The organism is Shinella agrisoli, assembly GCF_046557955.1.
Classification (GTDB): Bacteria; Pseudomonadota; Alphaproteobacteria; order Rhizobiales; family Rhizobiaceae; genus Shinella.
This window is the reverse complement of sequence record NZ_JBJIEP010000013.1, coordinates 189,477-198,071: the sequence shown is the minus strand read 5'-3', so window position 1 is coordinate 198,071 and position 8,595 is coordinate 189,477. Positions and strand designations below refer to the sequence as shown.

Annotated in this window: 9 protein-coding genes; all 9 read left to right on the top strand. The window is 65.2% G+C overall.

The genetic code is table 11. From position 1 onward, the window contains the following. Positions 1-199: 199 nt before the first annotated feature. Positions 200-508: an FtsB family cell division protein gene (locus tag ACIIOY_RS15470; protein WP_411035565.1), complete on the top strand. Its 309-nt coding sequence runs from the start codon at positions 200-202 to the stop codon at positions 506-508. 149 nt (positions 509-657) lie between these two features. Then, positions 658-1,704, top strand: coding sequence for a pyruvate dehydrogenase (acetyl-transferring) E1 component subunit alpha (gene pdhA / locus ACIIOY_RS15465; protein WP_411035564.1), 1,047 nt, complete (start codon positions 658-660; stop codon positions 1,702-1,704). Between the two features lie 18 nt (positions 1,705-1,722). After that, positions 1,723-3,144, top strand: coding sequence for a pyruvate dehydrogenase complex E1 component subunit beta (locus ACIIOY_RS15460; protein WP_411035563.1), 1,422 nt, complete (start codon positions 1,723-1,725; stop codon positions 3,142-3,144). A gap of 15 nt (positions 3,145-3,159) precedes the next feature. Further along, a complete protein-coding gene (locus ACIIOY_RS15455; protein ID WP_411035562.1) occupies positions 3,160-4,527 on the top strand; it encodes a pyruvate dehydrogenase complex dihydrolipoamide acetyltransferase in 1,368 nt (455 codons plus the stop codon). Between the two features lie 79 nt (positions 4,528-4,606). Continuing rightward, on the top strand, positions 4,607-5,032 hold the full coding sequence (locus tag ACIIOY_RS15450; RefSeq protein WP_411035561.1) for an endonuclease domain-containing protein: 426 nt from the start codon (positions 4,607-4,609) through the stop codon (positions 5,030-5,032). Then, entirely contained in the window at positions 5,029-5,670 is a 642-nt protein-coding gene (locus tag ACIIOY_RS15445) for an SGNH/GDSL hydrolase family protein (RefSeq protein ID WP_411035560.1), read from the top strand. Before ACIIOY_RS15450 ends, ACIIOY_RS15445 begins: the two co-directional genes overlap by 4 nt. A gap of 67 nt (positions 5,671-5,737) precedes the next feature. Beyond that, a complete protein-coding gene (locus ACIIOY_RS15440) occupies positions 5,738-5,998 on the top strand; it encodes an HP1242/YdcH family protein (protein ID WP_411035559.1) in 261 nt (86 codons plus the stop codon). Positions 5,999-6,089: 91 nt separating this feature from the next. Beyond that, positions 6,090-7,535 carry a dihydrolipoyl dehydrogenase gene (lpdA, locus tag ACIIOY_RS15435; protein ID WP_411035558.1) on the top strand — a complete coding sequence of 482 codons (1,446 nt, stop codon included), beginning with the start codon at positions 6,090-6,092 and terminating at the stop codon, positions 7,533-7,535. Between the two features lie 69 nt (positions 7,536-7,604). Then, positions 7,605-8,582 (top strand): lipoyl synthase, encoded by a 978-nt coding sequence (gene lipA, locus ACIIOY_RS15430; protein ID WP_411035557.1) that lies wholly within the window; start codon positions 7,605-7,607, stop codon positions 8,580-8,582. Positions 8,583-8,595 lie beyond the last annotated feature (13 nt).

Genomic DNA, 8,595 nt, shown 5'->3' with positions numbered 1-8,595 from the left:
CACGATCCTAAACGCCATCGCAAGAACAGACCCAGCCTTCAAACCATAACTCCACGGTTGCTTGACCCGAGGATCCAGGCGGCATCCGCTGCCTTCATTCTTCGCCGCCGTCTTTTCCTTGTTCCGCCCCGTCATGGTCAATGATCGGTTAACCCCTTGGCGCTAGTGTGAAATCCGTATTGCGTATCGGGGCACTGGCATGTGGACCAAACATCACAAGAAGCGGAAACTCGGCCGGCTGGCGCTGCCGGTAATTACGGTCGCATTCCTCTCGTACTTCGGCTATCATTCCGTCCATGGCGATTTCGGCCTCAGGGGGATGGAGGAGTTCGAACGGCAGAGAGTGGAGCGTCAGGCGCGCCTGGACGTGCTCGTGCGGCAGCGCCAGATCCTGGAAAAAGAGGTCGCCCTGATGAGCGACGGGTCGCTTGAACGCGACATGCTCGATGAAAAAGCGCGCTTCTACCTCAACATGTCGCGGGCCGACGAGATCGTGATTTTCCACTGAGAAGGTCGATTAACCGAAATCAGGTTAATCATAAATCTCCCTTACTAATCAGCGGCTTATTGAGAATATAAGCCATGCATTTATAGCATTGCTGCGGCGGGCTTTCTCCCCTATGGTTTCCGCCAAAAGGCAAACATAGGGAGGAACGAATGGCTCCGCGTAAAACCGCGTCCACGTCCAGCCGCAAATCGACGGCAAAGCCTGCAAAGAAAGACTTCAACGGCGGCACCATCGCCGAATTCTCCAAGGAAGACGACCTCAAGGCCTATCGCGAGATGCTGCTGATCCGGCGTTTCGAGGAGAAGGCCGGCCAGCTCTACGGCATGGGCTTCATCGGCGGCTTCTGTCACCTTTACATCGGCCAGGAAGCCGTCGTCGTCGGCATGCAGCTGGCGCTGAAGGAAGGCGACCAGGTCATCACCGGCTACCGAGACCACGGCCACATGCTCGCCTGCGGCATGAGCCCGCGCGGCGTGATGGCGGAGTTGACCGGACGCCGCGGCGGCCTTTCCAAGGGCAAGGGCGGCTCCATGCACATGTTCTCCAAGGAGAAGAACTTCTACGGCGGCCACGGCATCGTCGGCGCGCAGGTCTCGCTCGGCACGGGTCTCGCCTTCGCCAACAAGTACCGCGGCAACGACAACGTCTCGCTCGCCTATTTCGGCGACGGCGCGGCCAACCAGGGCCAGGTCTACGAGAGCTTCAACATGGCCGCGCTCTGGAAGCTGCCGGTCGTCTACATCATCGAGAACAACCGCTACGCCATGGGCACCGCCGTCTCGCGCGCCTCCGCCCAGACCGATTTCTCGCAGCGCGGCGCCTCCTTCGGCATCCCCGGCTACCAGGTCGACGGCATGGACGTGCGCGCGGTGAAGGCCGCCGCGGACGAGGCCGTCGAGCACTGCCGCTCCGGCAAGGGGCCGATCATCCTCGAAATGCTGACCTACCGCTACCGCGGCCACTCCATGTCCGACCCCGCGAAATACCGCTCGAAGGACGAGGTGCAGAAGATGCGTTCCGAGCACGACCCGATCGAGCAGGTGCGCGCGCGCCTTCTGGAAAAGAAATGGGCGAGCGAGGACGATCTCAAGCAGATCGACAAGGACGTCCGCGACATCGTCGCCGACAGCGCCGATTTCGCGCAGTCCGATCCGGAGCCGGATGTCTCCGAACTCTACACCGACATCCTGCTGTAATCCGGGGAGGGACGAACAATGCCAGTAGAAATTCTCATGCCCGCCCTGTCTCCGACCATGGAGGAGGGCACGCTTTCCAAATGGGTCAAGAACGAGGGCGATAGCGTCAAGTCCGGCGACGTGATCGCCGAGATCGAGACCGACAAGGCGACGATGGAAGTCGAGGCGGTCGACGAAGGCGTCATCGGCAAGATCCTGATCCCCGCCGGCACCGAAGGCGTCAAGGTCAACACGGCGATCGCCGTGCTGCTCCAGGACGGCGAGAGCGCCGATGCCGTCTCCGAGCAGAAGGCGGCCGCTCCGAAGGCCGATGCGGATACGCCGGCCGCCGCGTCCGGCGAAGCGGGCGGCAAGGCGCGCCCGTCCTCCGAGGAGCCCACCTCCGTGGCGTCGGACAAGGTTCCGGCCGCGCCGAAGACCGAGGTCGCCGCCGATCCGGATATTCCGGCCGGCACCGAGATGGCGACGATGACCGTGCGCGAAGCGCTGCGCGACGCCATGGCCGAGGAGATGCGCCGCGACGAGGACGTCTTCGTCATGGGCGAGGAGGTCGCCGAGTATCAGGGCGCCTACAAGATCACGCAGGGACTGCTCCAGGAATTCGGCGCGCGGCGCGTCATCGACACGCCGATCACCGAGCACGGCTTTGCCGGCGTCGGCGTCGGCGCGGCCATGACCGGCCTCAAGCCGATCGTCGAGTTCATGACCTTCAACTTCGCCATGCAGGCGATCGACCAGATCGTCAACTCGGCGGCCAAGACCCTTTACATGTCGGGCGGCCAGATGGGCGCGCCGATCGTCTTCCGCGGCCCGAGCGGCGCGGCGGCGCGCGTGGCGGCCCAGCATTCCCAGTGCTATGCCGCCTGGTACAGCCACATCCCCGGCCTCAAGGTCGTCATGCCCTATTCGGCCGCCGATGCGAAGGGCCTGCTGAAGGCCGCCATCCGCGACCCGAACCCGGTCATCTTCCTCGAGAACGAGATCCTTTACGGCCACAGCTTCGAGGTGCCGAAGCTCGACGATTTCGTGCTGCCGATCGGCAAGGCGCGCATCCACAAGCAAGGCAAGGACGCCACGCTCGTCTCCTTCGGCATCGGCATGACCTATGCCGTGAAGGCGCTCGCCGAGCTTGAGAAGGAAGGCATCGACGTCGAACTGATCGACCTTCGCACCATCCGCCCGATGGACCTGCCGACCGTCATCGAATCGGTGAAGAAGACCGGCCGCCTCGTCACCGTCGAGGAAGGCTTCCCGCAGTCGTCGGTCGGCGACTTCATCGCCAACAGCGTCCAGCGCGAGGCCTTCGACTACCTCGACGCGCCGATCGTCACGATCGCCGGCAAGGACGTCCCGATGCCCTATGCCGCGAACCTCGAAAAGCTCGCGCTGCCGAACGTCGGCGAAGTCGTCCAGGCGGTGAAGGCCGTCTGCTACAAATAAGGGGAGGGCTGGGATATGCCGATCAACATCACGATGCCCGCCCTTTCGCCCACCATGGAAGAGGGCAATCTGGCCAAATGGCTCGTCAAGGAAGGCGACACCGTGAAATCCGGTGACGTCATCGCCGAGATCGAGACCGACAAGGCGACGATGGAAGTCGAGGCCGTCGACGAGGGCACGGTCGCCAGGATCGTCGTGCCGGCCGGCACGGAAGGCGTGAAGGTCAACACCCTCATTGCCGTCCTCGCCGCCGAGGGCGAGGACGTGAAGGCCGCTGCCGCCGGCGGCGGCGACGCCGCTGCGAAGGCCGAGGCGCCGAAGGCGGATGCCAAGCCTGCCGATGCGAAGGCCCCCGATGCGAAGGCGGAAGCGCCGAAGGACGCGGAAAAGCCTGCCGCCGCCCCGGCTCCGGCCGCCGCCGCTTCCGCAGGTCCGGCCCCGGCCAGGGACGGCAGCCGCGTGTTCTCCTCTCCGCTCGCCCGCCGCATCGCCAGGGAAGCCGGCATCGACATCTCGGCGGTTTCCGGTTCCGGTCCGCACGGCCGCGTGGTGAAGAGCGACGTGGAGAAGGCACTCGCCTCGGGCGGCGCCAAGCCCGCCGCCGCCCCGGCTGCTGCCGCGGCCCCCGCCGCCGCGCCGAAGGGCATGTCGGACGATGCCGTGCTGAAGCTCTTCGACGAAGGCTCCTACGAGCTCGTGCCGCATGACGGCATGCGCAAGACGATCGCCAGGCGCCTCGTCGAATCCAAGCAGACGATCCCGCATTTCTACGTCTCCATCGACGTGGAGCTCGATGCGCTGCTGGCGCTGCGCGCCCAGCTCAACGATGCGGCGCCCCGCCGGGAGGACAAGCCGGCCTACAAGCTCTCGGTCAACGACATGGTGATCAAGGCCATGGCGCTCGCGCTGCGCGACGTGCCGGACGCCAACGTCTCCTGGACCGAGACGAACATGGTCAAGCACAAGCATTCGGATGTCGGCGTCGCCGTCTCCATCCCGGGCGGCCTGATCACCCCGATCATCCGCAAGGCGGAAACGAAGAGCCTGTCGGCCATCTCCAACGAGATGAAGGACCTCGGCAGGCGCGCCAAGGAACGCAAGCTGAAGCCGGAAGAGTACCAGGGCGGCACGACCGCGGTCTCCAACATGGGCATGATGGGCGTCAAGAACTTCGCCGCCGTCGTCAACCCGCCGCATGCGACGATCCTGGCGGTCGGCGCGGGCGAGGAGCGGGTCGTGGTCAAGGGCGGCGAGATCAAGATCGTCAACGCCATGACCGTGACGCTCTCCACCGACCACCGCTGCGTCGACGGGGCGCTCGGCGCGGAACTGCTCGCCGCCTTCAAGCGCTACATCGAGAACCCGATGGGGATGCTGGTGTAAGGTCTTTCCCTCCCCCTTGCGGGGAGGGTGTCCGCGCAGCGGACGGGTGGGGGTGCCGACGAGGATGGAGACGGTGCGCATGGCCTGGAATCGCGAAAACCCGAATCCCCCCAGCCGTGCGGCGGCGCGGAATGCGCCGCGCCTTTGCCGCTCTATGACGGATGCGGAACGCCGCCTGTGGACGGCGCTTCGCAAGGAGATGCCGGCCATCGCCGGCACGCATTTCCGCAGGCAGGTGGCCATTGGCCGCTACGTCGCGGACTTCGTGTGTCTCGGCCGACGGCTGATTGTTGAGGTTGACGGTGAGATTCATGTCGATGCGGAGCAGAGAAAGCGGGATCTCGAACGCGATGCCTATCTTCGAGGGCAGGATTTCCGTGTCGTCCGCATCAGGAATCGCGAGGTGATGCTCGATATGAAATCCGTTCTTCGAAGGATCGCCGTGGAGCTCAAGGGAGCCACCCCCTCCCCGCAAGGGGGAGGGGAAAGAGGAGGCGTCGCATGAAGACGGTTCTCTGCTACGGCGACTCGCTCACCTGGGGCTACGACGCGCAAACGCTTGGCCGGCATGCCTTCGAGGACCGCTGGCCGAGCGTGCTCGCCAGGGCGCTCGGGGCCGAGGTCAACGTCATCGCCGAGGGCCTCAACGGCCGCACCACCGCCTATGACGACCATCTGGCGGACTGCGACCGCAACGGCGCGCGCATCCTGCCGACGATCCTGCACAGCCACGATCCGATCGACCTCGTCATTTTCCTGCTCGGCACGAACGACATGAAGCCAACGATCTGCGGGACGGCCTTCGGCGCGGTGCAGGGCATCGAGCGGCTGGTGGAGCTGGTGCGCCACCACGCCTGGTCGTTCGACGGCAAGGAAGCGCCGGAAATCCTCATCGTCTCGCCGCCGCCGCTCTGCGAGACGGCGAACACGGCGTTTGCGGCGATGTTCGCCGGCGGCGTGGAGCAGTCGGCCATGCTCGCGACGCTCTACGCGGACCTGGCGGACGAGCTCGGCTGCGGCTTCTTCGACGCCGGGTCGGTGGCCGAAACGACGCCGCTCGACGGCGTGCATCTCGATGCGAGGAACACGCGGGCGATCGGCAAGGGGCTGGAGCCGGTCGTGCGCATGATGCTCGGTCTTTGACCGGGATCAAGGAGGAAGGGCGCGGGCGTTCTAGGCTGTCTCCATCAACCGCAAAGAGGAGATGGACATGCCGAACACCCCGCACCAGCTGGCAGAGGAATTTCCGGAATACGTCGCCAAGATCCGCCACCTGCGCGAGGTCGACGGCCACTTCCACCGGATTTCCGAGGAATACCAGGCGGTGAATCTCGCCATTCACCGCGCCGAGACGAATATCGAGCCCGTCGACGACTTCCACATGGCGGACATGCGGAAGCGGCGGATGCGGCTCAAGGATGAAATCTACGGGATGCTCACCCGGCCGGAAGAGGTCGAAGAGCTTCCCTGAGGACCGGGTTTCCGCTCCTCGTCGATGCCGCGGCGGAGGCGAAAGCCGCCGGCCGCGGCCGCAGAAGAACAACAGAGGAGTGGAAGCGCTCATGTCGAATGCCTACGACGTCATCATCATCGGTTCGGGCCCGGGCGGCTACATCGCGGCGATCCGCGCGGCGCAGCTCGGCCTGAAGACGGCCATCGTCGAGCGCGAGCACCTTGCCGGCATCTGCTCCAACTGGGGCTGCATCCCGACCAAGGCGCTGCTGCGCTCGGCGGAGGTCTTCCACTATGCCCAGCATCCGGGCGACTACGGCGTGAAGATCGAAGGCAAGGTGACGCCGGACCTTCCGGCCATCGTCGCCCGCTCGCGCGGCATCGCCCAGCGCATGAACGGCGGCGTCGGCTTCCTGATGAAGAAGAACAAGGTCGACATCATCTGGGGCGAGGCGAAGATCGTGAAGCCCGGCGAGATAGTCGTGTCCAAGACGACGAAGGCGATCCAGCAGCCGCAGGCGCCGCTGCCGAAGAACGTGCTGCCGGAGGGCACCTATACCGCCAAGCACATCGTCATCGCCACCGGCGCCCGCCCGCGCGCGCTGCCCGGCATCGAGCCGGACGGCAAGCTGATCTGGACCTATTTCGAGGCGATGAAGCCGGAGGAGATGCCGAAGTCCCTGCTCGTCATGGGCTCGGGCGCCATCGGCATCGAGTTCGCCTCCTTCTACCGCACGCTCGGCGTCGACGTGACGGTCGTCGAGGTCATGCCGCAGGTCATGCCGGTCGAGGACGCCGAAATCTCGGCGCTCGCCAAGAAGCAGTTCGAGAAGCAGGGCATGAAGATCCTGCTCGACGCCAAGGTCACCAAGGTCGAGAAGACCGCCAACGCCATCACCGCCCATGTCGAGACCAAGGACGGCAAGACGCAGACCATCACGGCCGACCGCATGATCTCGGCGGTCGGCGTGCAGGCCAATATCGAGAATATCGGCCTCGAAGCGCTCGGCGTGAAGACCGACCGCGGCTTCATCGCCATCGACGGCTACGGCAAGACGAACGTTCCGGGCATCTACGCCATCGGCGACGTCGCCGGTCCCCCGATGCTCGCCCACAAGGCCGAGCACGAGGCCGTCATCTGCATCGAGAAGATCGCCGGGCTGCCGAACGTCCACCCGATGGACAAGTCCAAGATTCCCGGCTGCACCTATTGCCACCCGCAGGTCGCCTCGGTCGGGCTGACGGAAGCGAAAGCCAAGGAGCAGGGCCGCGACATCCGCGTCGGCCGCTTCCCCTTCGTTGCCAACGGCAAGGCCATCGCGCTCGGCGAGGACCAGGGCCTCGTCAAGACGATCTTCGACAGGAAGACCGGCGAACTCATCGGCGCACACCTCGTCGGCGCGGAGGTGACCGAGCTCATCCAGGGTTTCGTCATCGCCATGAACCTGGAGACGACCGAGGAGGAGCTGATGCACACGATCTTCCCGCATCCGACGATCTCCGAGACGCTGAAGGAAAGCGTGCTCGACGCCTACGGGCGTGCGCTGAACGCTTGAACGTGCTAGAGCCCGCCTCCAGATAAGGCGGGCTTCCCGAATTTCGGTCCGCCAGGAATTGGAATCGACATGGTCACCATTCTCGACCGCACCAACCTCGACCCCGACGCCAAGCGGGTGCGCCATCCGGAAAAGGCCCACCGGCCGGACACGGAAGTGCTGCGCAAGCCGGAATGGATCCGCGTGCGCGCGCCGGTCTCCAAGGGCTACCAGGAAACGCGCGACCTCGTGCGCACCCACAAGCTGGTGACGGTGTGCGAGGAGGCGGGCTGCCCGAACATCGGCGAGTGCTGGGACAAGAAGCACGCGACCTTCATGATCATGGGCGAGATCTGTACCCGCGCCTGCGCCTTCTGCAACGTGGCGACGGGCAGGCCCAATCCGCTCGATCCGGAGGAGCCGGAAAACGTCGCCAAGGCCGTCAGGCAGATGGGCCTTTCCCATGTCGTCATCACCTCGGTCGACCGCGACGACCTTGCCGACGGCGGCGCCGAGCACTTCGAGAAGGTGATCTTCGCGATCCGCGCCGCCTCGCCGCTGACGACCATCGAGATCCTCACCCCCGACTTCCTCAAGAAGCCGGGCGCGCTGGAACGGGTCGTCGCCGCCAAGCCGGACGTCTTCAACCACAACCTGGAGACCGTGCCGGGCAACTATCTCACGGTCCGTCCCGGCGCGCGCTACTTCCACTCCGTGCGTCTGCTGCAGCGCGTGAAGGAGCTGGACCCGACCATGTTCACCAAGTCGGGCATCATGGTGGGCCTCGGCGAGGAGCGCAACGAAGTGCTCCAGCTGATGGACGACCTGCGCACGGCCGACGTCGATTTCCTGACCATCGGCCAGTATCTCCAGCCGACGCGCAAGCACCACAAGGTGGAAAGGTTCGTCACCCCGGAGGAGTTCAAGTCCTACGAGACGGTCGCCTATACCAAGGGCTTCCTCATGGTCTCCTCCAGCCCTCTGACGCGCTCCTCGCACCATGCCGGCGACGATTTCGCCCGCCTCAAGGCCGCGCGCGAGAGGAAGCTTCTCGCCGCCGCGGAATAGACATTTCCGCCGT

Coding starts and splice junctions, on each gene's coding strand:
- ACIIOY_RS15470 (WP_411035565.1), top strand. CDS start 200: ATGTGGACCAAACATCACAAGAAGCGGAAACTCGGCCGGCTGGCGCTG.
- pdhA (WP_411035564.1), top strand. CDS start 658: ATGGCTCCGCGTAAAACCGCGTCCACGTCCAGCCGCAAATCGACGGCA.
- ACIIOY_RS15460 (WP_411035563.1), top strand. CDS start 1,723: ATGCCAGTAGAAATTCTCATGCCCGCCCTGTCTCCGACCATGGAGGAG.
- ACIIOY_RS15455 (WP_411035562.1), top strand. CDS start 3,160: ATGCCGATCAACATCACGATGCCCGCCCTTTCGCCCACCATGGAAGAG.
- ACIIOY_RS15450 (WP_411035561.1), top strand. CDS start 4,607: ATGGCCTGGAATCGCGAAAACCCGAATCCCCCCAGCCGTGCGGCGGCG.
- ACIIOY_RS15445 (WP_411035560.1), top strand. CDS start 5,029: ATGAAGACGGTTCTCTGCTACGGCGACTCGCTCACCTGGGGCTACGAC.
- ACIIOY_RS15440 (WP_411035559.1), top strand. CDS start 5,738: ATGCCGAACACCCCGCACCAGCTGGCAGAGGAATTTCCGGAATACGTC.
- lpdA (WP_411035558.1), top strand. CDS start 6,090: ATGTCGAATGCCTACGACGTCATCATCATCGGTTCGGGCCCGGGCGGC.
- lipA (WP_411035557.1), top strand. CDS start 7,605: ATGGTCACCATTCTCGACCGCACCAACCTCGACCCCGACGCCAAGCGG.